Genomic DNA, 25,244 nt, shown 5'->3' with positions numbered 1-25,244 from the left:
GTCGGCGCCCGCCAATAGAGTTTCAAACCGCAAGGGAGCAAGGGGACACCGCGTGGCAACACCAGAGCAGTTCATCGTCGACAACACCGCTGAGGACTGGAAGGCGCTCCAGTACGTCCGCGAGTGGTGCGACATCAGCTCGGCGATCGACATCGCTACGGGCCACTTCGAGATCGGCGCCTTCCTCGCCCTGGACGGGGCGTGGCAGAAGGTCGACAAGATCCGGCTTCTGATCGGCGGCGAAACGAGCCGCACCACGGCCGACGCCATCGTTGCTGCCCTCGACACCTCGATCGTGGTCGAGCGGCAGACCCGTGACGCCTTCCTCACCGGCGTAGACGCGGTCGTTGACGGCATCCGCACTGGCAAGATCGAGATCCGCGTCTACAAGCCGAAGAAGTTCCACGCCAAGGCGTACATCACGCACAGCAAGCTGAAGGTCGTCGGCTCGGCTGCGCTGGTCGGCTCGTCCAACTTCACCCGGCCGGGCCTCACGCAGAACGTTGAGCTCAACGTGAGGTTCCAGGGGCCGGAGGTCGCCGACCTTCAGGAGTGGTACGAGAAGCACTGGGCCGAAGCCGCGCCGGTCAACGCCGAGCTGCTCTCGGTCCTGGAGCACAACGTCCGACAGTTCACGCCGTTCGAGGTGTACGCCAAGGCCCTCCATGCACTCACCGCGAACGTCGACCCCACGGACAAGAGCTGGGAGGAGTCAGACTCGGTCATCTACCCGATGCTGGCTCCCTATCAGCAGGAGGCCTTCCACTCCCTCGTCGAGATGTCACGTCGCTGGAACGGCGGCTTCCTCACCGATGGCGTCGGTCTCGGCAAGACGTTCGTCGGCTTGATGCTCACTGAGTACTACGCGGTCCGTCACCACAAGAACGTTCTGATCATGGCCACCAAGACCGGCCAGGACGCCGTGTGGAACCCCGAGCTTCAGGAGAAGTTGCCCGACCTGTTCGGCCAGTTCTCCAACGTCCTCGTTAGGGCACACACCGACCTCAGCACCCAGAAGGGTGCCGCCGAGATCGAACACCTCGCGAAGCGCGCAGACGTGATCATCATCGATGAGGCGCACAACTTCCGGAACCACGGCAAGGCACCCGATCAGGACGACGAGGACAACCCGTGGGGATCCCGCTGGTGGCGGATGCAGGAGATCTGCAAGGGCAAGACGGTGTTCCTGCTGACTGCGACCCCGATCAACAACTCGCTGTTCGATCTGGTGCACCAGGCGGAGCTGTTCACCGGAGTCGATGAGGACGACTATTTCGCCAGCATAGGCATCAACAGCTTGCGCAAGTACACGATCGAGCTTGAGCGCCCGTTCAAGAGCGCGGTGCCGGACAGCGCGGCGATCGCAGCGCTGATGGCCCAGGACAAGCTGTTTCAGTCGGTCATCCACCAGAACAGCCGGAAGTACGCCGTCGAGAGCTCCAAGATCGCCGGCGGCAGCGAGGTCGTCTTCCCCGAGACTCAAGTCCCGCGCGTAGTGGAGTACGACTTCGGCACTCTCTACTCCCCGTTGTTCACCGAGCTTCAGAACGCGTTCAGTCGGGCCACACCTCTCTTCGTGTTGCCGATGTACTACCCGCTGGCGTTCTCGACGAACAAGGACGTCGACACCAAGGCCGAGAACCGACAGAAGCAGGTCGTGGCCCTGATCCGCACGACCTTCCTCAAGCGGTTCGAGTCGAGTCTGGCTGCCTTCGCCGGCTCCTGCCTCGATCTGTCGGCGAAGGTGCTCCGGTGGCTCGACGTCAACACCAAGATCGACCCCGATCAGGAGATCCGGCTGGCCGAGTGGCGCACCGTCAACGAGCCGACCCTCAAGGCGATCCACGACCGCTACCGGGCCACGCTCGAGGAGGTCTGGCACGAGGAGGATCTCACGGAGGAAGAGCTCAACGAGCTGGAGTACAACCTCGTCGGCGGTGACTACAAGCTGCAGGAGATGATCGACGCAGCCTTCGAGGACCTCGACCAGTTGCGGCGCTTCATGGGCCTGATCCTCGGGGGCGCGGGGTACGACGACAAGTACCTTCGTCTGCGCGACCTACTGCTTGGACCCTCGAAGGAGGGCAAGAAGACCATCGACAACACGGTCTTCACGCCCGAGTTCCGCAACGAACCGGTCATCGTCTTCACCGAATTCGCCGACACCGCCCGGTACCTCGAGGAGCAACTTCGCAAGGACGGTCTTGTCGACGTCGACCGGATCGACGGCACCCGCGGCGCCGACCGATACGCGATGATCAAGCGGTTCGCTCCCTTTTACAACAAGGTGTCTGCCGAGGACCGCAAGAAGCTCGCGCCCCTGCGCGTTCTGGTCTCTACGGACGTGTTGAGCGAAGGCGTCAACCTGCAAGACGGCAGCCTGCTCGTCAACTACGACATCCACTGGAACCCCGTGCGCCTGATGCAGCGCATCGGCCGCGTCGACCGGCGCATGAACCCCGCCATCGAGAAGGAGCTGGTCAAGGAGAAGCCGTCGGCGAAGAAGTCCCGCGGTCACATCCAGATCCGGAACTTCCTGCCGCCGGCCGAGATCGAGGACCTGCTCACCCTCTATAGCCGGGTCCACGGCAAGACGCTGATGATCTCCAGCACCCTCGGCATCCCGGGCGGCAAGCTCATCGACGAGTCCGACATGTACGACGACGTGAAGGTCTTCCAGGCCTTCAAGGACGAATACAACGGCGACATCGCGCCGATCGAGGATCTCCGGCTGAAGTGGCTCCATCTGGTCAAGGAGAACCCCGGCCTGGACGAGCTCGTCGAGCGGCTCCCCGATGGAATCTCAGCGGCCAAGGACGGCAAGCCGAGTGGTGTGTTCATCTGTCGACGAGTTCCCGTTCTCACCAAGGTCAAGGACGACGACCACGAGGCTGAGTGGACGATCGAGCCCGGCGAGATCGAGTGGTCGCTCCGCACGGCGGACGGAGTCGAACGTGCCCTGCACACCGTCGACGGCGCCATCGGAGCCGACCCGTCCACTCCGGCTGCGGCATTCAGCGACCGCGCCGAGGTTCACCGCGCTCTGCGCGAGTTCGAGCGGGACGAGACCAAGCGTCTCCGCAAGGAAACACAGTTGCCGATGGATGCCCCGACCCCGAAGACGCTCTGCTGGATGGAAGTGCGATGACTGCCAACGAACAACGCCTCCGCCAGCTCCTGAGGTCGGCGCCCCGCTCGACCGACGACCTCCTGACGTTGCTCCTCGACGGCCTGGAGTGGCCCATCCCGGATGGGCTGACTTGGGACGACCTCCAGTTGGAGTGGGAACCGGAGGAGCTCCACCTCGATCCGGAGAAGGTCGCGAAGCTCAAGCACATCTCTCAGATTCCGCAGCTCAAGAAGGATCAGGCGTTCGGCGTCTGGGTGTTGGAGTTCGACGGCGGCCGGTTGCCGGTCGGGGCGATCCGCCGCCTCGTGCAGCGTCTTGTCAAGAACGAGCGCGCCCGCAAGGGCAGCGGCACCCACGCCCAATGGGATCTCCCTGATCTGCTGTTCTTCTGCCTCTCCGAAGGCAACGAGCACCTCCTGCACGTCGTCAACTTCCGCGAGAAGGACGGCAAGCGCGTGCTCAATGTCCTTTCCTGGAGCAACGAGCCGACCTCCGCCCGACTCGATCTCCTGGTACGCCGTGGCGTACCCGACCTGTTCTGGGAATCCCCGGACGGCCCGAAGATCGTCATGAGCCCTGAGTTCGGCCAGGGCTTCCGGGGCTACCGTGAGGGCATCCGGTCAGCCAAGGCACTGTCGGCCCGCATGGCTGAGGTCGCTCAGGACGTTCGCGACGAAGTTCGTGCGCTCTACGAGGTCGAGACCGAGGGAGGTCCGATCCGGGCCCTGTTCAACGATGTCCGCGAGCAACTGCTGGGGAACCTGACGCCTGACCGGTTCGCCGATGTCTATGCCCAGACGATGGTCTACGGGCTGCTGACCGCCCGCATCGCGCACCCCGAGGAGTTCAAGGCTGACCAGTCCGTCTCCGCCCTGAAGTTCGACAACGAGTTCCTCGACGCGATCTACTCGCGCTTCCGCGACGACTCCGATGGGGTTATCGACGTTGACGAGCTGGGCCTGAACGAGCTTGCGGAGCAGCTCGCCGTAACGGACGTCGACGAGCTGCTCGCCGACTTCGGTGCCGACAACCAGCGCGACGACCCGGTCGTCTACTTCTACGAAGAGTTCCTCGCTCAGTACGACCCCGACCAGCGGAAAAACCTGGGTGCGTTCTACACGCCCCTTCCGGTGGTGCGCTACATCGTCAAGACCGTCGACGACGCGCTGAAGTCCTTCGGGCTGCCGCTTGGTGTCGCAGACTCCACCACCTGGGCCGAGTACGTCGAGGCGAACCCCGACATCGACATCCCGAAGCGCGCCAGGGCGGACGACGCAGTCGTCTCGATGTTCGACCCCGCCAATGGCACCGGCACGTTCCTCGTCGAATGGCTGCGGCAGGCCAGGCGCAACGACAAGGAGTCCGGCGAGGCAGCCGCCCTGGCCCATGCCTCCGCATGCGAGATCTCACTCGCCTCCTACGCTGTCAGCCACCTCAAGGTATCGCTCGACATCTCCGAGGAGCTCCGGGAGAAGGCACGCCTGCCTATCTACCTCGGCGACACGCTTGGAGCCAAGCACCCACACGTCATCGAAGCGCTCGCCGACCCGATCAGCACGGAGGGCGCACACGCCGATGAGGTCAAGTACGACTGGAACCACAACGTCCTGATCGGCAACCCGCCCTACGACCGCGTCGAGAGCAGCGGCACGGGCGGCTTCATCACCGCCCTACAGGACGGCGCATCTCGGTCGCTGTTCGACGACATCTTCGACGATGCCAAGAAGCACGTGATCTTCAGCGCGCATGCCAGCCTCTACAACCTCTACGTCTACTTCTGGCGCTGGGCGATCTGGAAGGTGTTCGAGGAGAACACAGGCCCTGCCGTCATCTCGATGATCACAGCGTCGTCGTGGCTCGACGGCCCCGGATTCCTCGGCCTTCGCCGACTCGCCCGTGAGGTCGCGGACGAGATCACCGTCGTCGACCTCCACGGCGACAACAAGGGCACCCGCAAGGACGAGAACGTCTTCGACATCGAGTCGCCGGTCGCGATCGTGACCCTCGTGCGCCATGGCAACGGCGATCGAAGCAAGCCAGCGCCCGTGCGGTACGCCAGCTACTGGGGCACCAGGGCTGAAAAGCTTTCCGCGCTCACCGACCTCGCCGCTGGCAAGACGACACTCACCACCCTTGAGGCGAGTACTGACTGGCACGCGCCCCTGATCCCGACCGCAGGCGGCGCCGACTGGGCAGCATGCCCGAAGGTGACCGACCTGTTTCCGTGGCAGCAGCCGGGGTCGATGATCAGCCGCACCTGGCCGGTGGCACCCATCGCCTCGCTGTTGGAGGAGCGCTGGGAGCGGTTCGTCGACACGACTGTGCCTGACGAGCGGCTGAGGTACTTCTCGCCCTCGAAGACCGGGCGCAGCATCACGACGAAGGTGCCGGGCATGACCCCGCTTGTCGATCTGAAGGGGGGCGCTCCGCACCAGGCGATCGTCAGGTTCGGGATGCGCTCCTTCGACCGACAGTGGACGTTCCAAGATCCCCGGCTCGCCAAGACGGAGAGTCCTTCCCTCTGGGCATCCCTGTCGGACAAGCAGGTGTTCCTCACGACGATGACGACCACGAGTCTCGGCAGCGGACCGGCCGCGACCCTGACGACGGCCGTGCCAGACAAGCATCACTTCCGGGGCTCCTACGGCGGCAAGGACATCGTCCCGCTGTACCGCGACGCCAAGTGCACCCCCAACGCAGACCCGGCGGCGCTCAAGGTCCTCGGCGGCAAGCTCGGCACCAAGGTCACCGTCGAGCTGCTCTTCGCCTACACCTTCGGGGTGCTTGCTGGCACCGACTACACCGATCGGTTCCACGAGGCCCTCGAGACTCCAGGCCCCCGCGTTCCGCTCACCGCCGACCCCGAGCTGTTCGCCCGTATGTCGCAACATGGCGAGAAGTTGATCTGGCTCCAGACCTTCGGCGAGCGCTTCGGCGCTGGCTCGCTGCCGACCTCTGGTGTCGCCTGGCAGGCCGAGCCGTCCCGTCTCCCGGACGCGAAGGCAGACATCAAGTTCGACGCCGCCTCCGAGACCCTGAAGGTCGCCGACGGCGTACTCACCGGCGTTCCGGAAGAGGCTTGGGTGTTCGAGGTCAGCGGCATGGCCGTGATCCCCAAGTGGCTCGGCTACCGCATGTCGAAGCCGGCTGGCCGCGCTGCTTCCAGCGCTTCACCGCTCGACCACATCCGACCCACTGCTTGGGCGCCTGAGTGGAGCCATGAGCTCGTCGAGATCGTCGCCGCCATCAAGGAGACTCTCGCGACCGTGCCTGACGGAATCGCCTTGCTGGAGCAGATCCTTGCGGGCCCGCTCATTCCCGCTGACGAACTGCCTCCCGTGCCCGACGCTCTGCGCAAGCCGCCGAAGGGCGGTACGTCATCGGACAACGCTGCCTTGTTCTTCGAGGACGGGATGCTTCCTGGAACGCAGGGCGAGGTGATCTTCTGATGACCTTCAAGCCGAACCTGTCCGTGAAGGAAGGGCTCGACCACCTCGCGAAGAGGCTCGATCCGATCATCGCCGCGAAGCTCGCACCCAACCTCGGCGGCCACGCGTGGACTGTGGTGCTCGACATCCTTGACCAGAAGAAGGGTTTCTCGGGCGGCTACCAGCATTGGACGTACGACCTTCAGGCCCAACTCCGCATGCTCACCGAGCGGCTCGGCGACTTCGGTTACCCGTTTGATGACAAGCAGCGCACAGTCAGCACCATCGGCAACGAGCTCCGCATCGTCCGGAAGCAGATGGCGCACATGTACGACTTCTCGGTCGAGGAAGCGTTCCGCGCCAACGACTTCTGCGTCCGCCTCCTGGAGCATTTCGACGACGACGGTATTGAGGATGCACGGAGCATCCGTCACGAGGCGCTCACCGCACTGGCCGTGGAAGCGGGAGTCACCGAGCAGGCTGCCGAAGCGTCAGCAACGCCACCCGCCTCGCCCTCTCCAGCTCGCGCCGAGGTTCCCACCCCCGGCAACACAGAGGGCACTGACAACCCCGAGGTCGTAACCCCGGATCCGGAATTGTTGGAACGCGAACCCAGCGTCATTGGCAGCATGCGCCTGGAGTTCGAGCCATGGACTGTAGTCCCGGTCGGCGCGGTCGACGTCCTCGATGACCTGCCCAAGAAGGTGGCCAAGGAGAAAGTGAGGGCAGTCGCCGTCGAGATCGCGACGTACGAGGGTCCGATCCATCTCGATCGACTCGTGGACAAGACCGCTCAGTCGTTTGGACTGCAGCGTGTGCGGGCGAACCGTGAGAAGAAGATCGCCTACCAAATCAGGCAGGCCGGTCTCTTCGTCGACGAAGACGAGTTCGTCTGGCCTCGTGAGATCGACCCCGGTTCCTGGACCGAGTTCCGCCCCAACGACAGCAACGCTGACCGTCCGTTCATCCACATCAGCCCAGTCGAGATCGCCAACGCAGTGCGGCACATCAAGACCAAGCGCGTCGGCATCACCGACGACGAGCTCGACGTCGCCGTACTGCAGACCTTCGGGCGCAAGCGTCGCACCAAGCCGGTCGCTGCCCATCTATCGCGGGCGAGGGACCTGGAGCTGCAGTGACCGAAGACGCCCTCGATCGGCTGAGACAGACCCGAGCGCTCCAAGAGTTCCGTGCCAATGGCACCGGTCCGTGGACCGTCGTCTACTCGTCCTGGCGTGATGATGCCGGTAACGGTGCGTACTTCTCGGCGTTCTCCGAACCTGGTCGACGGGCGGAGGCGGTGGCCGATGCTAGTTGGGACTTCCACATCGGCTACGGGCTCCCCGGGTTCTCGCAGTCCTACGGGGAGGGCGGAACTGAGACCCATTACCACCGCTACGGCACCGACGATGGGTTGGAGCCGCTCGTTCTCATGCAGGAATTTCACGGCGGCCTCCCCGACATGCTTCCGCAGCTCTCGGAGGAGTTTCGGCTCTACCACAACCTGTGGATGAGCCCGGACGCCGCCAAGCTCATCAAGCTGAGTGACGACGGCACTGAGTACGTAGCCGCGACGGTTTCGAGCACCGAAGTGCGTATCCGGACCAATCTCCTCAAGCAGTTCCAAGCCGGCCGGCAACTCGACCTGCTGCTATTCACCGACTCCGTGCAGTTCGTCGAAGACCTCGCCGACGCTGACACGGTTGACTACGACGCGCTGGATATCGAGATCGAGGGCGACCAGGAACGCATCTCGTTCACCGCCCAGCGCCACCTCGGTGGCGGCATGCGGAAGGGACCGTTCTCCCGGTTGCTCGGGACGAGGGTTCTGCCGGCGCCCGAACAGCGCCACGCCGGCGTCTGGCCGTTCGACGAGACGAGCCCCGAGCACTACCCCGAGTTCATCATCGGGGAAGACGAAAATGGACGGCCAGTTCGCCACACCTGCGACCCAGACACCCTGGCCAACTACTTCGGCAAGAACCCGGACGCGCCCCACTATCTGACGCCCGTTTTCTTTCGCCGAGACGTCCTGCAGAAGTACTACGAGGATTCTCGGAAGTTCACGGTCTCCGACGGGCGCTTGAGATGTGCTGGGCTCTGGAGCGTCCAGATCGACAACGACCACCCCGACCACATCGTGGTGTTCCTGGGAGATCTCGGCCGCGACCTTCCCGAATCAGAGCGCGACCACTGGCGAAGCCAGAACATCACACCGACGTCGTCGATGAGCTCGACGAATATCCGCCGATCATTCCTCGCGCAGCCAACCTGGCCCGAAGCGCCAGATCTTCGCTTCAAGTATCGCTACGACAAGCTTCGCGCCGACTGGCCGAAGGCACTCGGGTGGGATCTCTTCCGCGAACCCGTCGAGGCCGATGCGCATGTGATCAAGCGTCTTCGCATCCCGCTTAACGAAAGTCAGCCGGAGTTCGAAGCACAGATCCTCAACCTCGCCAAGGTGATGATCGACGCTCTCAACGACTCGGCAATCGACGCGGTCCTACCGAACAAGATCAAGGACGAGCGCAGCATCGCGAAGCTGAAGCGCTGGTTGGACCACGAGAGCTATCCATATGCCGACGGCGACGTCGCCGTCCTCCAGAAGGTCCAGCGACTCCGATCTCGGGCTGCCGCACACCGGAAGGGGTCCGATTATGACGACTTCCTCGCTGCCGAACTCGGAAGCGACAGTCTCGCCTGGGGCTTCGCCAAGCTGCTCGTGGAAGCGATCGAGGTGCTGATCCATCTCCGGGCCCACTTCCTGCCGGGTCTCACCGACGACTCGTAGGTGAAGGCAGGCGAGACCTCAGACTCTCGATGCAGTAGAGAAAGTCTGAACAGCGACGCTCGCGCAGTGGCGGTGCCGTCCGCTGTTCCTTGGACGGCGCACGCCTCGCAACTCCGCCGTTCGCGGCGCGGGGAGCGACGGAGGAGCGGACCGCGTCGCCCTACTGGCTGGGTGATCCGTTGGTCAGAATCTCCACCACCTTCGCCGCGTTCTTACCCAAGGTCTGGAGAGCCTGCCGGCCCTTGGCCTCGGTTGCCAGCGATGGCCTGCCGATGATGCCGGTGGTGGTGTAGGCGTCCATGCCGACGGTGAGCAGCTCGCGGCGGTCGACGGCCGTGTGGTCGTCGTCGGACCAGGCTTGCTGCCAGCCGTCGCGGACGTATTCGGGCCAGGCCGCGAGCAGAATCGACGCCTCAAGCTCGCCGGCGTGCATGTCCTCGTGGGCCGTGGTCGTCATGCCTGCGGCAGCCCGGGCTTCGTCCCAGTCGACGCGATTGGGGTACAGCGCCATCGAGCCCCGGAGCTCTGCGTTGGCCTGCTGCACGACGTTGGAGAGGACGTAGTTGCCGCCGTGGCCGTTGACCACGACCAGGTGCTCGATCCCCTGTCCACGCAGCGAGGCGGCTACGTCCGTCACGATCGCGGCCAGGGTGGTGGCGCTGAGGCTGAGCGTCCCGGGGAAGGCGGCGTGCTCGTGGGAGCAGCCGATGGTGACGGGTGGGAGCTGTCTTACGGGCACGACGTCGGCGATCGCGTTGCTGATCGCGACAGCGACCAGCGTGTCCGTGGCGAGCGGCAGATGCGGGCCGTGCTGCTCGAAAGCTCCCACCGGTAGTACCGCCACTTGAGGCTCGACGACGGCGGCATCGGTGCTCGCCGTCGCGGGAAGGACATGGCGCTCAGCCATCGGTACTGCCTCCTTGTAGGGCGTCCTTGATCCGGCCGCGGAGTTGGTTCAACGGTAGTGCCGGCTGCCGACGAGATCGGTCCCGCAGAAGCCTCCCGAGCTGCTCGAGCTCGTGCCGGGCCCTGGCGGACGGAGTTGCTCGCCAAGCGGCGACGGCGTCCTCGACGTACTCGAGCGCGGCGCCGTAGTCGCCGGTCACGGCAAGTGCCCGCACGAGGCGGAGCTGGGCGATCCCGTGGTCGCGCTGTTGGCCGTCTGGCCAGTGCGGCAGGTGCTCGATCAGCTGGTCTGCTGCTTCGTCGGCTCGATTGAGTCTGATCAGGCCGGGCGTGACCTCGGAGATGACGTCGCCGCGAGTGGCGTAGGCGGCGAGGTCGTCGGCCGCCCTGTCCTCCTGAGCGAGGTCGAGTGCGTAGGCGACGTGCTCGTTGAACGTACGCTCCTCCCCTGCGGCCAACGCCGCGAGCGCCTGCTGGCGGCCGATGGCAGCGTGCAGGCGGCCGGTTGGGAGATGCTGCGCGAGCTGCGCGGCGACCTCGGCGCACTCCATCGCGGTGCGTGGATCGCTCGTCGTGAGGATGTTCGAGCGTCGCATCATCAGCATCGCCTTGAAGGCAGGGTCGACGTGGTTCACGACGTTCAGGTGGCTCAGCGCCTCGTCGGTGAGCGTCAGCGCCAGCCTGGTGTCGCCACTGTCCTGGGCGATCCAGCCGAACAGTTCGGCAACCGAGGCCGCCGCGCGGCGCATCTCGTGTCGAAGCTTGGCCGGTGTGACAGCGAGGAGCTGGTTGACGATCTGGAGGTCGGCGTACGCCTGCTGCTGGACGTGCATCGGGCCGAAGATGTGCTCGTTCTCGGCGTGGAGTGCGCGCTGCCAGGAGGATCTGAACCGTGGCCTCCGTGACGTGCGTCGAGGCGAGCATCGGGCTCGGCAACGCGCGAGGCGCGGACGGGCCGAAGAGGCGATCGTGCGGGATCTGCAGGGCGGCGGCAATGAGCTGCCGCCATTGATCACCCGGCTGGTGGTCACCGCTCTCGAAGCCGATCAGCTGGCGCCGTACCGACTCGTGCTGGATCTCGCGGTGGCCACGCCGCCGGCGTACCGCCTCGACGCGTTCTGCCAGCTGCTCGACCGTGAGCCCTGCTTCCTTGCGCGCAGCACGGAGGGCAGCGCCAGGGTCGTTCCCGACCGCTAATACTGACCCGAGGAGACCGCGGTCAGGCACAGTCATCCTCCGATCATCCATGGATCCCGGGTCGGGGCCAACTGGCCCGCGTCTTGGCGACCCGGATGCGCGCGGCGGATATCACCCCGTGTCACTCCGGCTCACTGATGGTCGGCGCGGATTCTCGGTGTGCTGATGGAGCGGTCAACACCGACCGCGACATCACTGAAGGCGAGAACGCGATGAAGCTGAACATCGATGTGAGTGGCGTGCAGTTCTTCTGCACGCGAGGTGCCGAGGCGCGGACCGATCGGGACACCGGCGTGCCGCGGATCGACCGCGAGACCGGGCTCCCGCTGTGGCAGGTGCAGGTCGCCGCGCTGGACGCGACCGGCGGCGAGGTGCTGGCCGTCACTGTGGCCGGCGAGCCGTCGGTCTCTGTGGGCCAGATGGTCGCCATCGAGGGACTCGTGGCCATCCCTTGGTCGCAGGGCGACCGGTCGGGTGTGGCCTACCGGGCCGCTTCGATCCGGGCGTGCGGTACGCCGCTGCCGGGGAGGTCTTCGTCCTCGTCGTCCTCCGGGGGCAAGGTGGCGTGAGCGGGAGTGGCCCGGGGTCTTGCTCGATCCCGGGCCTTCCTGCTCCCCGGAAGGGGTGATCGGTGATGGTGCGGAGTGAGACTCGTCAGCGCTACGAGACCGCGCTGCCGTCGGACGTGTTCGAGCAGGTCGTCTGGGCGGTGCTCAGCGGGTTGTCTCGGTTGGTCTGGATGCTGCTGCGGTGGGTGGTGCTGTTCCCGATGATCAGCGTGCCGCTAGCGGCTTGCGGCTTTGCCGCGTACCGCTGGGACTGGCCGACTGGCGCCTGGGCCTTCGGCGCCTTCCTCTTGCTCCTCGTTGTCTGGCGGCTGGCTTTCCCGCGCACCTTCCGCCGCTGGGTAAGCCGGCGCATCCGGATCCGCTGGCGCGCTTGGAGCGTGTATCGCGAGCAGTGGGCCTCGGTCTGCGCTCTCCATGGCCTGACGTCGCAGCTGAACGACAGCGTTCTCGTCCCCGCTCTGCAGCGGCTCGTGATCGGCGACGCCGTCGACGTACTCACCGTCAGGATGCTGGCCGGGCAGTCAACCACCGACTGGCAGCGGCAGTCCGAGGCACTGGCTCATGCGTTCGGAGCTTCCTTGGTCCGCGTGCGGACCGCCCAGCCCGGGTTGGTCCAGATCGAGGTTCAGCACGCCGACCCGCTCTCTCAGGTCGTGCCCGTCGCCTCACCCGACGACTGCCCGGACCTCGCTGCGATCCGCATCGGAGTGCGCGAGAGCGGATCTCCGTGGTTCGTACGACTCATCGGCCGGCATCTGCTCGTCGCCGGGGCCACTGGCGCAGGTAAGGGAGGTGTCGTCTGGTCGATCCTCGCGGGCCTCGGACCAGCGATCCGCGACGGGCTCGTCCAGGTCTGGGTCGTCGACCCCAAGGGCGGCATGGAGTTCGGCGCCGGGCATGCACTGTTCTCACGGTTCGCGTACGACACCGGCGAGGCGACGCTCGCCCTGCTGCGCGATGCAGCTGCTGTGCTGTCGGCTCGCGCCGAGCGACTTCGCGGCGTTGCCCGCCAGCACGTGCCCGATGTCGCCGAGCCGCTGATCGTCGTCGTCATCGACGAGATCGCCTCGCTCACGGCGTACATCACCGATCGCAAGGTGAAGATCGAGGTCGAGCAACTGCTCGGGCTGTTGCTCTCACAGGGCCGCGCGGTCGGCGTCTCGGCGATCGCCTGCGTGCAGGACCCGTCGAAGGACGTGCTCGCGCTGCGGCAGCTCTTCCCCACGCGGATCGCGCTGCGTCTGACCGAAGCCACCCAGGCCGCGATGGTCCTGGGTCAGGCCGCCCGCGACCGCGGCGCACTGTGCGAGCTGATCCCGGACTCACTGCCCGGCGTCGGATACGTCGCCGAAGACGGCAGCGCCGAGGTCACCCGGGTCCGCGCCTTCCACGTGACCGACGACGACATCGCGCAGATCGCGTCCAACTACCGGCCGCCGGCTTGAAGGGATGTGGCTGCCATGGAACCGCCACCCGAGGTTGTCTCCCAGATCGTCGCGCGAGCCTCATCGCCCGGGTACGACGACTGGTGGTCGCGAGTCGAGCACGCGGGTTTCTGCTCCTCCCCCGTCGAGCTCCGCGGCCGGGATGCCTCCGGTCGGCCGGTGACGATCCTCGCCCGTTGCAAGAACCGTCGGGCAGCGGTCTGCCCGTCCTGCTCGGCGCTGTACTCCGGCGACACCTGGCAGCTCGTGCACCGGGGCATCGCCGCTGACGACTCCGAGGACAACGGGCGGCCGATGGTGTTCGTGACGCTGACGGCGCCCGGCTTCGGGGCAGTTCACTCGACTTCACGCTCGGGCGATCCATGCCGGCCGGGGCCCGCCGCTCGGTGCGAACACGGCCGTTCGCTGCGCTGCACGCTGATCCACGAGGCCAGCGATCTCCGGCTCGGTGAGCCGCTCTGCCCGGAGTGCTACGACTACTTCGGGCACGTCCTCTTCACCTGGCATGCGCCCCAGTTGTGGCACCGCTTCACCGTTGCGCTCCGGCGCCTCGTCCAGCAGCGCGCGGCCGATGCCGTGCTGTCGTACGTCAAGGTCGTCGAGCTGCAGCGCCGCGGAGTCCCGCACTTCCACGCAGTCATCCGGCTCGACGACACGACCGCGCTCTCGGCAGCCGACCTGGCCGCACTGATCCATCGGGCGGCCGCTTCCTTGCGCCTCGATGTGCTGAGCTTCGGCGGCGAACTGGTGACCCTGCGCTTCGGCTCGCAGACGGACGTCCAGCCGCTTCGCATCACCCCGGGCGAGGACGACGACCGCCGGGTCGCGAGCTACCTGGCGAAGTACGTCACCAAGTCGGTCGCCGACTTCGGACTGAGCCCGCGCCGGCTCTCGCCTCGGGCGGTCGCGAATCTCGACGTACGGCCGCACGTCCGCGCGATTCTCGAGACGGTCCTAGAGCTCGCCGACTCCCCTGGTCCGGAGGAGATGACGCGATGGCTGCACACGCTCGGCTACCGCGGCCACATCACGACGAAGACGCGTGCGTACTCGACCACGATGGGCGCCCTGCGGGCCCACCGTGCGCAGTGGCGAGTCGCGAACGGCAAGCGGGTCGAGGACGAGAGACCGGCTCCGGCCATTCGTTGGCGCTTCGTCCAGGTCGGCCACCGCAACAAAGGCGACCGACTCCTGGCCACGACCGCCGACGTCGCGGCTCGTATCTCCCGCCTCGCCGCCCGCGAGGAACTCGCCTGCCGCCCCGACGACGGACTCGGGTTGTGACGATGAGCGCCATCACCGAGCTCGCTCCGGGCCTCGATCCGCGCCACGTCTTCCTCGACGCCCGCGACGTGATGGCGCGCTATGGCTGGGGCAAGACGAAGGGCTACCAGAACCTCAAGGACCGTGACCTCGTCCCGCCGCCGGTGATGACCCACCCCGACCGCTGGCGCCTGGACCAGCTCATGGACTGGGAGGACCAACGAATCGCGTCTGCTGCCACCCAAGCTGTCTCGATGTCACGCCCGGAACTTGTTGACCTCCTCCCGCCAGCCAAGCGCCCACGTCACTCCTCGCGATGAGTTCGACGACGCCTGGGAGACGTGGGCTACCCAGGCGGTCGGATCTTGTCGGCGCGACACGGGCACGCCACGCTCAGAGGATGCCGAACTCGCTCGACGCCCTGAACGCCTCGAAGGAGGTCAGGGTCGCGCACCACGTGGCTTACTCCCTCCATATTCTCTCGGAGATCACCGCTGGCTACGACCACGCAGTAGACGAGGGCCAGTTCCTGACGGCTCGCTGCATGGTCGACACGTTCTACGTGCATCTGCGCCTCATGGCCGACTTCCTGGTCAAGAACCCGAGAGGCGACATCGGCCCTGCCGACTTCGGCGTGAAGTGGACCAAGCCCGACTGCACCGAGGCCCGGAACCTGATCCAATACCACGACGACGCCAGCAAGTACGTCGTGCACTTCGGCAGCCGGCGGGTCCCGGAGGACTTGGACGACCTCGCCACGTTCGACATCGGTGGAGCTCACTGGCGGGAGCGCCTCGCCGACGTCGTGGCCGTCTTCCAGTGCTTCTTCACCGTGCTTGAGAACCTGGCATCGGAGTGGGATCAGGACGTCCTTCTGCCGAATCCAGAACTCGAGCCGGACGCGTGGAGGCAACGCTTGCGCTGGGAGCAGACCCAGATCCTGCGACGGGCGTTGGCTGATGCGCGATCGGCGCTTGTGCCGGAATCACCTTACTCGGCGGCGTGCCAGCGGGATGAACTTCAAGGGTCGGTCCGCTGCGCAGACCATCCACGGGGTCAGCGCCTTCGACGTCGCTTCGCCTGAGGAGGAAGGCGGTGCGACATAGTGTCCGGTGGCCTCAGCAACTTGATCTGCTCGTCTAACTCGGGGTCCGGATCAAGGGGGGAACCCTCGTAGAACACGCCGTCCAGCTCACCTGTGTCCTCGGCGAACAGGAGCACGGCCGCACGCCGGATCCCCAACTGGTACTTCTTGGCTCGGACGTAACTCACCGCATGACGGCGAGCGGCCTCGCGAGTCCTTCCCGCCGGGCGTGTCATCCACAGAAACAGCCAGGCGTCTTCCTTGGTCGTCCCGACCGGAACGGTTGCGCTCCGCTCACGGCCGTGCGGATCCGGATTCCTCAGCAAGTCCCTTGGCTGACGCAGCATGTCAGCCTGGGCCTTGGTCGATTCCCCGAGGAGCGTCGCGCCGATCGAGAGCCACCCGAAATCGCGGCGCTCGGCGAGTACTTTGGCGACTTCCTTCATCGGCGAATGCTGCAAGTCCGGCTTGGGGGCCGGGGGTGCGCCAGGCGTGGTCCGGCTCCAATGCCACTTGTCGAGCGGATCCGTTCGACTGGTGACGAGTCCTCTCGCGACCTTCCGTCTCCGTCTACGAGATCCAGTCTCCGCGCGCATGAACGGAAGTTCCTCCTGCACCTTCGCCGGATCGGGCGGGACATAGAGGCCTTGTTCGTAGAAGTAGAGGAACAGGTCGAGTTCGTCGGGGGCCGCGTAGACGCGCGCAGTCTCTGAGTCTCGGCGACGGCGCAGGTAAAGAAGGAACTCCGCTGGGGTATCGACAAGGTCCGCGATGATCTGGAGGTCGTGGAGCGACACCGTCCAGGGGATGTCCTCAGCCTCAAGGATCCCAGCATCGATCAGGTCTCCCGTTGCGGTTGCCACTCCCGACAGATCGTCAAGGCTGACCGCGACGAGGTGGATCTCGCGCACACTCGACAGATCCAGCCAGTCGCCACCGCGCAGCCGAAGGCCACCATCCGCACGGAGCCGGTCCGCCGTACGACGAGCCTGCTTCGACGCGTTGCCGATTATGCCGACAAGGTCACGGCGCAACTTCCGGGTGTCGCCCGAGCGAGCCTGGGGATTCGTCGCAATGGCCTTTGCCTCGACGATGACAGCAACGTCATCGAGCACCACCAACAGATCGCCCTCGACCAACTTGCTGTAGCCGTCCGGAACGCCGACGTCCTCACGCTCGCCGGCTGGAACGAAGTATTCGTAGCTCGCGTAGATGTCGGCGCCGGGCATGAGACACGCGAACGCCTCCTTCACACGGTCCTCAAGCACCTTTGCTCGGTGGGCCTGATAGATCTCCCATGCGTCGGTGGTGCGCAACAGCTGTTCGGAGTTCTCGCGAACGGCTGGGAGGTTCATCGCATCGTGAAGAAGCATCGCGGCGCCGTCCTCGGATACCAAGACCGGGTTCGTTCGCCACGGGTTGTCACCAGTGGCGAACCCCCGGACGAGATCGAGTGCTGATCGGCCGGAGACGTCGATACAGAATGCGCCGATCACCCGTTCGACCAACTCGAGCGCCAAGCCTGCGTGATCAGCAATCGCCGCGGGGGCGACGGCGACATCTGCGGCCTTCGCGTTCCACGCGGCCTCCCAGCTCTTCGTGAACTCGATCACCCTGGGGTCGTCGTGGCCAATCTCCCCGGGCGCGGCGCCGCTGGCCATCAGCGTGTCGAGAGCGCCGAAGGTCCGCTCGAGGCGCGAGTTCCAAGCGGTCATCTGGATGTCATGTAACGCGTCCAGGACCTGCATTGCCTCGATGGCCGTGAAGCCGACCGCCTTCTTCATGGCCTCCGCGACGGCCTCCGCCGCGAAGAGTTCGTGGCAGGTCTTCGCCACCATGTCGGGATACGAGCTGTTGCGTACCCACACCTCGCGGAAGGTGCTCGCCAACTGGACCTTGGTGAAGGCCTCGTGGTCACTCGCAAGGTGAGCACGCGCCATTACGTCGATCTGTGCAACGGTGAGCAGGTGATCGGCCAACTCCTGCCACCGCTCGACGAGCGCATTCGGATCGCCTGCCTCGTGTGCCGGCGAGGGACCCGACCCTGAGAGTGCGAGCAGCATCAGCAGTTCGACCAAGGCCGGCCCGCGCTCCGTTCCAGGACGCGCTTCTCCATCGATGGACCAAGGCAGAAGCGCGACGCGGAGGAGCTCGCACAGCTCAAAGAGTTCATATTGTTGGAGCGCCGTCACCAACTCGTTCGCGATGTGCACCATCGCCGTCTCGGCGTCGGCACCAGGTGCGCCCGAGTTGAGGAGCATCTCGAGCCAGCGCTCCGACTTGTCGATGCTCTTGAGCACTTGAGCGGCGTGCCGATCGAGCGCTTCCTCCCGGCGCGCCGCCGCCCTCTGACGCTTCAATCGACCCGCCCGGCGCTTCGATCTTGATGCCACGGCTGCATGGAAGCATGCTGCGCCGACAGAATCGGAGACGGTGTGGCAGCCAAAGCTGACCGAGATCTCCGGGCGGCATCGAAGCCAAGGCGGTCGATAGAGGACGTGATCGCTCCGCTGGCCTCCCGCCGGCATGACCGAGGTCGCCGGACTTGACCCCGGACTCGTCGCGCGCGTGCCCTCTCAGCCCAGCGATCGGTCATCACGAACCGCGCCGCCCGCTATCCCCGTGCAGCAGGACTTGACAGGGGTGTTATGTTTCTCGACTTTGCAAGTTTCGGTCAGCATGCCGTCGGCCGACAACCCAAGGAGGTAACCATGGCGAAGGGATCCCGGTCGGCGGGTGGTCGTAGCACCGCCTCGTCCCGAGGTTCCTCGCGCACGTCCGCAGGTTCATCCGCAACCCGATCGTCCAACTCGCGGATGTGGTCTGAGCCGGCGACGGCCAGGCAGATCGCTGCCCTGAAGTCGACCGGCAACTTCGACGGCAAGTACTACAGCAAGGGCCGGGCCGGACAGACCATCGGCCAGTCGGTTCGACGCGGCAACGGCAGCCAGAGCAAGGCTGCCAGCTCAGGTAGCACCACGTTCCACCCCCTCATTGACGAAGTGCTTGAACACATGACCGCGCAGCGAATGCCTGCGCACATCGCCTCGCCAAACGAGGCCATCTCGGACGTCACACCGTGGACACCCGAAGACACAAACATCGTCCTTGAGGAAGGAACCACCATGTCCCAGCTCACCGTGCATCGCGCTCCCGCGGTCGCCACCATCACCTCGGTCGTGGCTACGCCCGTTGCCTCGGTCGGCGCGACTCCGTTCGCGTACGTCCCGGAGCTCGTCACCACACTGCTCCAGCCTCTTGTGGAGTCGGCGGATCCGGCGCAGATCCGTGCACTGGAGAAGGCGCTGACGATCGCGAAGGGGACGCTTGCGAAGTCGCTGACCCGCGCACGCAACGACCTGATCGGAATCCTCCGCGGCGCACCGTCCGGTGTGATCGCTTCTCCCGAGGCTCGCGCTGACGAGATCCTGTGGAGCGCCTGCTCGGCAGACCTGGAGCAGGAACTCATGGTCGCGACCCGTACCCGCCGGGGGCGCACGCATCCGTCGAAGGTGATCGACGAGATGCTCGCCCAGGTTCGGCACCGCGTCGAGCTCGCCCTGATCGAGGCGACCGACATGGTCGAGATCGCCAAGATCCAGGCCGCGCTCCCGCCTGCGCCTGCACGCGGGTACGAGCCGTGCTGGGGTGAGGTCACAGGCGTCAAGCCGTTCGGGGCCTTCATCCTGCTGCCCTCTGGCGAGTCGGGCCTCCTCCACGTTTCGGAGATGCACGGTCTCAATGGCGAACGTCGTGTCGAGGACGCCTCGCTCGTGGTCAACGTCGGTCAGTCGGTCTACGTCAAGGTGACCGGCAAGAACGAGAAGGGCCAGCTCAACTTTGCCCTGGTGAGCGAGGCCTGATCGTGCTCACGTTGCTGCTTCAGTCGCTTCTCGCCGACGTCATGACCAACAGCGTGGCTCCTGCCGTCAGCCGCGCCATTCTCAAGGTCGTGCCGTCCGCCCCGCCAGCGGCTGTGCACGAGACAGTTGACCGTCTCTTCCGGCCCGCGGCATGGACCTTCACCGAGGGAAGCCAGAAGGCTTGGTACGCCGCGCTGTCCGCCCCGGCGAACGAGGCGGGCCGATGAGCAGCGCGCCCGACCTCGTCTCGCTCTCCCTCACTCTGGCGGTCGGCACCGTTTGGGCGGTTCTCATTCTGCTGACCGTCCGGAACGTCGTTGCAATGCGGCGCCGTTCACTCCAGGGCCGGAGCCACGCGGCCGCCCAAGTCACTCACCTGCTTGAGGAGCAGCGCTCCCGCATGCGCCACCTCGTCGCCGTCATCGGCAGAGACGACCTTCATTCCGCGCTCCTGCAAGCCGAGGCGGATCGAGATCGGGTGACTCTTTCGCCGGAGGCGCAGGCCGACATGGCTCGGCACAACATCATTGCCGAACACGTCGAGGCCGTGATCGCGTACCCGTCCAAGCGGCGGCGCCGCCCCAAGAACTTCGCCAACGAGCTGACCCGGGACATCGGCAGTCGCACCCTTCTCGTCGTGGTCGCAGACCCGGGTCCTGGCTTCGGCCCGCCCTACGTCAAGAGCGTCGCCTGGCAGGAACCATCGCGTCTCGGCCGCTTGACCCAGGCCGTCGGGCGTTGGCTCGGATTCCACCGCAGCCGATCGATCGGCTGAATAGCATTCGCACAAACCCAAAGGAGCACTCCATGTCCGACTCGACCCGCACCTCCGGGGACGAGCGCCCGATCTCGCCCGAGTGGGTCGGTCTCGACCGCGAGGCGATGAAGGCCCGGCAGGATGAGACCGTACGTCGCATGCGCGAGGCCGGCGAACGCTGGCGCGAAGAGCAGAAGCGCAGCGAGGAACAGCTCCAGACCTTCCTCGATCGACATGCCGACGACTCGCGTCCTGCGGAGGGCAGCACCCAGCCGCAAGAGCGGAAGCAGCGCCCTCGCCCGCGGCCACTCATCGAGCGACTCCACGTGGAGAATCTGAAATCGCTGGCAGGCCGTCACGAGATCCCGCTCGCGCCACTCACCTTGGTGTACGGGCCAAACTCCGCCGGAAAGTCGACCGCGCTCAAGGCCCTGCAACTGTTCATGCATGCGGTCGACACCGGCAAGTCCGACGCCCTGAACCTCTGGCGTCGAGCGTTTCCAGACGTTCGTCCTGACAGCGTGGTCACCTGGGAGCCGCAGCCAGAAGACACCCCGTTCTCCCAGACGAGGACGCTCGTGCTCGGTGTCGACTTCCGCCTCCCGAGCTCTGGCGACCTCGGCCGGGCCGAGCTTGGATTCCAGAGCTCCGACATCGGTCCATGGCATTCGTCGACCATCGGCCTGGCAGGCGACCCAGACCAGGTCCGCAAGGAGTTCTTCCTGAACTTCGAGGACGCTGACCCGATTGATCGTGGCGACTTCGGCAACATCGGACCCCGGTGGGAGGTAAGTGAGTGGTCCGGCGGTAAGCGCTCGGAGCCAATGAAGCGGGACGTCGACCACCTGCTGTTCGGGGATGCCGACGTCCACCTCCAGCGAACTCTGTTTCGACTGGCCGGTCAGCTCACCCACTTCGGCCCCCATCGGGGCAACCCTGCGGAGAGGTACTCCCCGGTTGACCTCGACAAGATTGCCGGCCCCGATCACTGGGGAATCGCCGGCGCGCCACGTTGGGGCGTCGCAGGGTTCGAGGGACACGAGGTCCTCAACCAACTCCTGGAACAGCTGGAGATCCCCCACTCGTTCGAGCCAACCTTCACGTCCGACCAGGGCGGCGTCCGTGTATCCGACTGGATCTTGGCCGACCGACGCTCTGGAGCGCCCGTTCCACTGTCCGAGGTCGGGTACGGGGTCAGCCAGCTGCTGCCCGTGATCGACGCATGCGCGCATGCGACCCAGCGCGTGATCTCGATCGAAGAGCCTGAGCTTCACCTCCACCCGCGTCTTCAGGCGAAGTTGGCGAACCTATTTGCCTTCTCGGTCTTGCGGCGCGGGAATCAGGTGATCGTGGAAACCCACTCGGAGAGCCTGCTTCTCCGCGTGCGTCGTCTCGTGCGGAGCGGAAAGCTGCTCCCGGACGAGGTCGCCGTCCTGTACATCGACAACACGTCGGAGGTTGGCGTGAGCGTTCGTCGCCTTCGCCTTGGCGAGCATGGTGAGCTGCTCGATCCGTGGCCAACCGGGTTCTTCGACGACAGCCTGGACGACGTGCTCGGAGGATGGGGGTGATCACCCGCATCGCGCTCGACTCCCATTCGCTGAATCACGGCCCCGGCAACGCCCTCGATCAGCGTCTTCAGAGCCAACGGCTCGCGGCGACCGTACGGGACTACGGCCTCCTGTCACTGTTGGGAGAGCATGACGCCGCTGAACTGAAGACCGTCCTTGAGCAACAGGCGGTGTCCCTTGGATACGACTTCTGGCGGCCGCTCTTGCGATCTTTGGCCGATGGCGGGCAGGGCATCCTGACGGCCACGCCTGCGAGCGAACAGTCCACTCACGACCTTTGTCAGCAAGGGGATCTGAACAGGCTTCGGGCAATGGCAGATCTCGTCGTCGTTGATGGTCGCGGCGACAGAATCCCAGGTCTCAGCCCGACACAGGTCGCAAGCTTGTACGAGACGAGCGGATACGTGGACGGAGGCGGAGGCGCAGGCCCTGAACTAGCACTAGCCACAGCGGCCGACCAGTGCTCGTCAGTCCAGGGCGTCAAGCGCCTCCGACGCGAGACCGTGATTCCGAAGGACACTTCTGAATCTGTCCTTTGGTCTACCTACTTTTCGTCCCTGGGGCGCGTCTCGACCGAAGTCAACATCTTCGATCGATACCTGTTCTCTGGACTCATTCGGACGGACCGTCGACGTCGGACCGATGTCCGATACCTGCAGTGGTTCCTCAACTCGTTGGACCGGGACCTTCCGTCCCGATCGACTGTCAACCTCTTCGCCTGGACGGGGCAGAAGGTCGCTGACACCCATCGTGACCCGACTGCGCGGCCATACTCCGTTGACGACATCGCCAATGCCATCCGAGGGCTGGACAGGTGGGACCGACCAGGCCGACTTCACCTCTACCTCTGGGACGGACTCCATCACGATCGCCATCTGCGCTTCTCTAGCGGCCACGCGATCATGCCTCAGCAGGGGCTCGATCAGTTGCAGTTCCGACAGGGGCAACTGACCAAGAATTTCAGCTACTCGTTCGTCCCATCCGGCCCAAGCCTGACCGCGAGAGCCGACGAGGAATCCCGCGCACGGGCCAGAGGCGCCCACTGGGTGCACAAGTCCAAGAAGCACGGGTTCGCTGGCGCGGTTCCAAGTGATACGAACTCTTGATACGAACTCGTGCGGACGAGGCGTCCAATGACGTCATCGACCGGATCAGAACGACCTGGTTTGGCCTCAGATCAAGCGTGAACCGGCCCCGCCGGCCCCGACCTGAGCGCAAGCCCGGCCACGTGGCACCAGTGGCAGGCGGCGTACCCGACCGACAGCAGGACCGGCACCTCGCGCCGCCGCGCCTCGGCGAACGCGTCCGGGCCCCACTCCCACCAGTCGACGGGGTTGTCCTTGTGCTGGAGCAGGTAGGGGCTCGTCGCGGACGCGAGGCGGTTCGCCATGCCTCCAGCCTGCCACCCGACCGCAGTGGGTGGCCGTGCCTACGCTGTCGGGGTGGGAGAGCCGGAGCGGACGCCGGACGGGCGCTACCTCGTCATCGACGGCCGCCGCTGGCGCGCCACCGACCCGGCCATCCCCGAGGAGCGGCGCGCAGAGCTGACCCGGATCCTCATGGCCTGGCGGCGGGAGGTACGACGCACGAAGGGCACCGACGAGGAACGGACCTCCCGCGACGGGGTGCAGGCCGCGAAGGTGGCGCTCGGCGAGCGGGGCACGCCGTGGTGGGATCAGGACGACGCGGAGCGCGAGGCGCGGTGGAGCGCCGAGGTTCCGGAACCGCGGGGAGACCTCAGGTGAACGAGGCGAGCAGCTTCTCGCACGCCTCGGCGCACCGCCGGCACGCGCCGGCACAGACCTCGCAGTGCTTGTGCATGTCCGCGTGCGCGCTGCACTCGTCGGCGCACGCACGGCACGCCTCCAGGCAGGCCTCGAGCACGAGCCGCGTCAGCGGGGCGACGTACCCGGTGTGCCGGGTCAGCACCCGTGCCGTGGTCGTGCACACGTCGACGCAGTCGAGGTTCGCCCGTACGCACTTGCGCAACGGGTCCACGTCGCGCTCGCTCAGGCACGCCTCCGCGCACGACGAGCACGCCTGCGCGCACTCGACGCACGCCGCGAGGCAGTCCTCGAGCAGTTGCTTGTCGTAGCGGATCTCGGTCGGGTGCGTCTCGATCATCGCCGTGATGGTCTGGGTCATCAGGGGCCTCCGTCCTCGATCCCGCGGTGCCCTCCCCCGCCCGGGCCATACGACCCGGTCCGACCGTGGCCGCGTGGACGGAGCGCGGCTGGTCCCGGCGGGGCTGCGGCGCGTAGCCGGTACAGGTCCGAAGGGCAGCGACGAGAGGGCTGGGTGGGTGGTCGGGTCCGGCGGTCGGCCTGCGGTCCCGTAGGCAGCGCAACTCCCGGTGGTTGAGGTGCGTCGAGCGCCAGCGAGGAGCCTCGAAACCACCGGGCCTTGGAGGCGGGCTGTGGATGGAGAAATGGGAGAATCGCCAGTCCACAGGCGGGTTTCCGGCGAATCAAAGTGTCGGTGGTCTCTGGAAGAATCCAGTCATGGAGCTCGGAACCAACGCATCGATCGGCCAGTACGACGGCCGGTCCGTGCCCGAGCTCCTCGGCGATATCCGGTCCGAGGTCGTGGCCCGCAAGTCCTCCCAGGTTCGGGAGTGGATCGCCATCGTCGCCTGGGCCGACCAGAACGTCGTCGAGACCGAGGAAGGCGCGGCGACGTTGCTGGACGGTGTTGTCGACACCGGCGTCCCGATCGCTGGTCCGGGCGCGCCCCTGATTAGTGAGTTCGCGTTGATGGAGCTCATCGCTGTGCTCGGCCGCTCACCCACTGGTGGACGTGCCTACGTCGGCCAGGTCATCGAGTGCGCCTGGCGCCTCCCCCGCCTCTACCAGGCGGTCGTCGCCGGACGTGTGGACACGTGGAAGGCCCAGCGCATCGCCGACCTCACCCACCCGCTGTGCCCTGAGGCGGCCGAGTTCGTGGACCGCCAGCTCGACGCAGCCGTCGACGAGGTGGGCTGGAAACAGCTCGAGAGGTTGGTGGCCGAGGCTGTCCTGAGGTTGGGGGTGTCAGATGGTCTGTGTAAGCGGTCGGTCTCAGCAAAGGAACGATGATGACTGCTGTGACCGAAGGAACCGGGCGACCGGACTACAAGAAGGCCGCCGCTGCTCGACGGGCTGACCGTGCGGACATGCCGGGCGCGAAAGCTGCGGCCGAGTTCGCAGCGTCGGGTGCGATGGACGAGCTGTTCGCCAAGATCGACGCCGGCGAGATCGAGCT

Annotated in this window: 21 protein-coding genes and 1 pseudogene; 17 read left to right on the top strand and 5 right to left on the bottom strand. The window is 65.9% G+C overall.

What is annotated here, in order from left to right:
• The first annotated feature begins 52 nt into the window (after positions 1–52).
• Genes NOCJ54_RS0118545 through NOCJ54_RS0118530 form a run of 4 tightly spaced genes read left to right on the top strand, consistent with a single transcriptional unit; the run spans position 53 to position 9,349 of the window.
• Positions 53–3,148, top strand: coding sequence for a helicase-related protein (locus NOCJ54_RS0118545; RefSeq protein ID WP_028656686.1), 3,096 nt, complete (start codon positions 53–55; stop codon positions 3,146–3,148).
• Positions 3,145–6,579: a type ISP restriction/modification enzyme gene (locus NOCJ54_RS0118540; RefSeq protein ID WP_028656685.1), complete on the top strand. Its 3,435-nt coding sequence runs from the start codon at positions 3,145–3,147 to the stop codon at positions 6,577–6,579. Before NOCJ54_RS0118545 ends, NOCJ54_RS0118540 begins: the two co-directional genes overlap by 4 nt.
• The gene (locus NOCJ54_RS0118535; protein WP_028656684.1) at positions 6,579–7,697 is read left to right on the top strand and encodes a DUF3320 domain-containing protein; all 1,119 of its coding nucleotides are present in this window, start codon (positions 6,579–6,581) and stop codon (positions 7,695–7,697) included. Before NOCJ54_RS0118540 ends, NOCJ54_RS0118535 begins: the two co-directional genes overlap by 1 nt.
• Positions 7,694–9,349 (top strand): hypothetical protein, encoded by a 1,656-nt coding sequence (locus NOCJ54_RS0118530; protein WP_028656683.1) that lies wholly within the window; start codon positions 7,694–7,696, stop codon positions 9,347–9,349. The genes NOCJ54_RS0118535 and NOCJ54_RS0118530 overlap by 4 nt, the downstream gene beginning before the upstream one ends.
• A 160-nt stretch (positions 9,350–9,509) precedes the next feature.
• On the opposite strand, the gene NOCJ54_RS0118525 is transcribed toward NOCJ54_RS0118530, so the two are convergent.
• Positions 9,510–10,256, bottom strand: coding sequence for a creatininase family protein (locus tag NOCJ54_RS0118525; protein ID WP_028656682.1), 747 nt, complete (start codon positions 10,254–10,256; stop codon positions 9,510–9,512).
• Positions 10,249–11,088 (bottom strand): hypothetical protein, encoded by an 840-nt coding sequence (locus tag NOCJ54_RS26875; RefSeq protein ID WP_051486066.1) that lies wholly within the window; start codon positions 11,086–11,088, stop codon positions 10,249–10,251. Before NOCJ54_RS26875 ends, NOCJ54_RS0118525 begins: the two co-directional genes overlap by 8 nt.
• Before the next feature lie 136 nt (positions 11,089–11,224).
• Here NOCJ54_RS26875 and NOCJ54_RS28540 point away from each other — a divergent pair, with 136 nt between their 5' ends.
• The 6 genes from NOCJ54_RS28540 to NOCJ54_RS0118495 all read left to right on the top strand — a co-directional run bounded on the left by NOCJ54_RS28540 (position 11,225) and on the right by NOCJ54_RS0118495 (position 15,813).
• Positions 11,225–11,452: a hypothetical protein gene (locus NOCJ54_RS28540; RefSeq protein WP_051486063.1), complete on the top strand. Its 228-nt coding sequence runs from the start codon at positions 11,225–11,227 to the stop codon at positions 11,450–11,452.
• Between the two features lie 212 nt (positions 11,453–11,664).
• On the top strand, positions 11,665–12,021 hold the full coding sequence (locus tag NOCJ54_RS0118515; RefSeq protein WP_028656681.1) for a hypothetical protein: 357 nt from the start codon (positions 11,665–11,667) through the stop codon (positions 12,019–12,021).
• A gap of 65 nt (positions 12,022–12,086) precedes the next feature.
• Positions 12,087–13,466: an FtsK/SpoIIIE domain-containing protein gene (locus tag NOCJ54_RS26870; RefSeq protein WP_036518644.1), complete on the top strand. Its 1,380-nt coding sequence runs from the start codon at positions 12,087–12,089 to the stop codon at positions 13,464–13,466.
• Positions 13,467–13,481: 15 nt separating this feature from the next.
• Complete coding sequence (locus tag NOCJ54_RS26865; protein ID WP_051486061.1) at positions 13,482–14,750, top strand: replication initiator; 1,269 nt, start codon at positions 13,482–13,484, stop codon at positions 14,748–14,750.
• Between the two features lie 2 nt (positions 14,751–14,752).
• Positions 14,753–15,049 (top strand): hypothetical protein, encoded by a 297-nt coding sequence (locus NOCJ54_RS0118500; protein WP_028656680.1) that lies wholly within the window; start codon positions 14,753–14,755, stop codon positions 15,047–15,049.
• An 80-nt stretch (positions 15,050–15,129) separates the two neighbouring features.
• The gene (locus NOCJ54_RS0118495; RefSeq protein ID WP_028656679.1) at positions 15,130–15,813 is read left to right on the top strand and encodes a hypothetical protein; all 684 of its coding nucleotides are present in this window, start codon (positions 15,130–15,132) and stop codon (positions 15,811–15,813) included.
• Here the strand turns inward: NOCJ54_RS0118495 and NOCJ54_RS26860 are convergent.
• Positions 15,786–18,113: a hypothetical protein gene (locus NOCJ54_RS26860; protein ID WP_051486059.1), complete on the bottom strand. Its 2,328-nt coding sequence runs from the start codon at positions 18,111–18,113 to the stop codon at positions 15,786–15,788. The two genes, NOCJ54_RS0118495 and NOCJ54_RS26860, sit on opposite strands and share 28 nt — an antisense overlap.
• A 411-nt stretch (positions 18,114–18,524) precedes the next feature.
• On the opposite strand from NOCJ54_RS26860, the gene NOCJ54_RS0118485 reads away from it, so the two are divergent.
• Genes NOCJ54_RS0118485 through NOCJ54_RS0118465 form a run of 5 tightly spaced genes read left to right on the top strand, consistent with a single transcriptional unit; the run spans position 18,525 to position 23,110 of the window.
• Positions 18,525–19,676, top strand: a complete 1,152-nt coding sequence (locus tag NOCJ54_RS0118485) for a S1 RNA-binding domain-containing protein (protein WP_198020269.1) — start codon at positions 18,525–18,527, stop codon at positions 19,674–19,676.
• 2 nt (positions 19,677–19,678) lie between these two features.
• A complete protein-coding gene (locus NOCJ54_RS0118480) occupies positions 19,679–19,903 on the top strand; it encodes a hypothetical protein (protein ID WP_028656677.1) in 225 nt (74 codons plus the stop codon).
• Positions 19,900–20,451: a hypothetical protein gene (locus NOCJ54_RS0118475; RefSeq protein ID WP_028656676.1), complete on the top strand. Its 552-nt coding sequence runs from the start codon at positions 19,900–19,902 to the stop codon at positions 20,449–20,451. Before NOCJ54_RS0118480 ends, NOCJ54_RS0118475 begins: the two co-directional genes overlap by 4 nt.
• Before the next feature lie 32 nt (positions 20,452–20,483).
• Positions 20,484–22,004, top strand: a complete 1,521-nt coding sequence (locus NOCJ54_RS0118470; protein WP_028656675.1) for an AAA family ATPase — start codon at positions 20,484–20,486, stop codon at positions 22,002–22,004.
• Complete coding sequence (locus tag NOCJ54_RS0118465) at positions 22,001–23,110, top strand: hypothetical protein (RefSeq protein WP_157514964.1); 1,110 nt, start codon at positions 22,001–22,003, stop codon at positions 23,108–23,110. Before NOCJ54_RS0118470 ends, NOCJ54_RS0118465 begins: the two co-directional genes overlap by 4 nt.
• 92 nt (positions 23,111–23,202) lie before the next feature.
• Here NOCJ54_RS0118465 and NOCJ54_RS0118460 read toward each other — a convergent pair.
• Positions 23,203–23,394 (bottom strand): annotated as a pseudogene (locus tag NOCJ54_RS0118460) (DUF255 domain-containing protein); the annotation flags it as partial.
• 52 nt (positions 23,395–23,446) lie between these two features.
• Here NOCJ54_RS0118460 and NOCJ54_RS0118455 point away from each other — a divergent pair.
• Positions 23,447–23,749 carry a hypothetical protein gene (locus tag NOCJ54_RS0118455; protein WP_028656672.1) on the top strand — a complete coding sequence of 101 codons (303 nt, stop codon included), beginning with the start codon at positions 23,447–23,449 and terminating at the stop codon, positions 23,747–23,749.
• On the opposite strand, the gene NOCJ54_RS0118450 is transcribed toward NOCJ54_RS0118455, so the two are convergent.
• A complete protein-coding gene (locus NOCJ54_RS0118450) occupies positions 23,742–24,149 on the bottom strand; it encodes a four-helix bundle copper-binding protein (protein WP_028656671.1) in 408 nt (135 codons plus the stop codon). The two genes, NOCJ54_RS0118455 and NOCJ54_RS0118450, sit on opposite strands and share 8 nt — an antisense overlap.
• 275 nt (positions 24,150–24,424) lie before the next feature.
• Here NOCJ54_RS0118450 and NOCJ54_RS0118445 point away from each other — a divergent pair, with 275 nt between their 5' ends.
• Positions 24,425–25,078 (top strand): hypothetical protein, encoded by a 654-nt coding sequence (locus tag NOCJ54_RS0118445; RefSeq protein ID WP_157514963.1) that lies wholly within the window; start codon positions 24,425–24,427, stop codon positions 25,076–25,078.
• Positions 25,079–25,244: the final 166 nt, after the last annotated feature.

This window comes from Nocardioides sp. J54 (genome assembly GCF_000519005.1).
Classification (GTDB): domain Bacteria; phylum Actinomycetota; class Actinomycetes; order Propionibacteriales; family Nocardioidaceae; genus Nocardioides.
Note: the sequence above shows the minus strand (reverse complement) of the source record. Positions and strands in the feature narration are given on the sequence as shown.